The sequence below is a fragment of the Rhodanobacter ginsengisoli genome, assembly GCF_042657065.1.
GTDB classification, from domain to species: Bacteria; Pseudomonadota; Gammaproteobacteria; order Xanthomonadales; family Rhodanobacteraceae; genus Rhodanobacter; species Rhodanobacter ginsengisoli.
This window is the reverse complement of the sequence record NZ_JBHSNF010000012.1, coordinates 1-1,248: the sequence shown is the minus strand read 5'-3', so window position 1 is coordinate 1,248 and position 1,248 is coordinate 1. Positions and strand designations below refer to the sequence as shown.

The window sequence follows — 1,248 nt, the reverse complement described above, 5'->3', positions numbered from 1 at the left end:
GGAGAGTTCCTACGCAAAAGTGGACACCGGTTGGTTAGCCGCACTGGCTTCGAACTCGACGGGAGAACGATAACCCAAGGCGGAGTGTAAGCGCTTGTTGTTGTAGAAATCGATGTAGCTTTGCACGGCACTTCGAAGCGTGCCCTCGCTAGTGAAGCTCTGGCGGTGATACAGGTCCGATTTCATCGACTTGTTCCACGACTCCATGTGCGCGTTGTCGGTCATTCGATGCGGGCGATTCACGCTCTGCACCAAGCCCGCGTTGGCCAGCATGCGCTTGAAGTCCCCGGCCAGGAACTCCACCCCGCGATCACTGTGCAGCAACGTGCCGGCCGGTGGTTTGCGCTGGCGCAGTGCCCTGGCCAATGCTCGGCGTGTCAGGTTGGCCGTTCGGCCGGCTCCCAACGACCAGCCCAGCAAGCGCCGTGAGTAGCGATCCATGACGGTGGCAAGGTAACGCCACGTTCCGGACACCTTCAGATAGGTGACATCGGTCACCCACACCTGATCAGGCCGATCCACCGTCAGCTCGTGAACCTGATTGTCCACACTGGCGTAGAAGCGATCGACACCCGGACAACGGCGATACAGATCGGCAGAGCAGCCACGGATGGCGTGATCCCGCATCAAACGCGCGACCCGGCGGCGCCCGACGGATTCGCCATCGCGTTGCAGACCGGCGTGGACACGCGGGCTGCCGTACGTCTGTCGACTCTCGCCATGCACCTGGCGAATACGTTCCAGCAACCGCCCATCTTCCCGCGCACGCATGCTCGCCGGGCGATCGCGCCACGCGTAGAAGCCGCTCGGACTGACGCCGTAGAGCCGACACAGCAGCCTCACCGGCTGGTGCGTTTGCTGGTGGATGAAGGCGAAGATGTCGGCCTTGGACTGGAAGTGAATGCGATCGCTTTTTTTAAAAGGTCATGCTCGATCTTCAGCTGCTCGTAGGCTTTCTTCACCCGACGCAGCTCCTTCAGCTCCGCTGCCACGGCTTTGTCGACCGCCACACCCTTCGTCATGATCAATCCCTCCCGCGCTTGTTTGCGCCAACGAGACAGCATGAACGGATGGATGTAAAGCGACTGGGCAACGTCACCCACCGCGACGCCAGGCAGCAGGCTCAAACGGACAGCGGTTGCCTTGAATTCCTGGCTGTAGCGGTAGGTCGTTCGTGGACCTGGTTTCGGCATCTTGTGGACTCCTGAAGTGGTAGTTCAGGGTGTCCACTAAAGCGTAGGAAGTCTC

At 60.6% G+C, this 1,248-nt stretch carries 2 protein-coding genes; both read right to left on the bottom strand.

Annotation, left to right across the window (positions count from 1 at the left end):
• Positions 1-9: 9 nt before the first annotated feature.
• Positions 10-867, bottom strand: coding sequence for an IS3 family transposase (locus ACFPPA_RS19050; protein ID WP_377322844.1), 858 nt, complete (start codon positions 865-867; stop codon positions 10-12).
• Positions 840-1,193, bottom strand: coding sequence for a transposase (locus ACFPPA_RS19045; RefSeq protein ID WP_377322842.1), 354 nt, complete (start codon positions 1,191-1,193; stop codon positions 840-842). The genes ACFPPA_RS19050 and ACFPPA_RS19045 overlap by 28 nt, the downstream gene beginning before the upstream one ends.
• Positions 1,194-1,248 lie beyond the last annotated feature (55 nt).

Bases quoted from the DNA above. Each gene is read 5' to 3' on its own strand.
- ACFPPA_RS19045 (WP_377322842.1), bottom strand. From the start codon at position 1,193: ATGCCGAAACCAGGTCCACGAACGACCTACCGCTACAGCCAGGAATTC.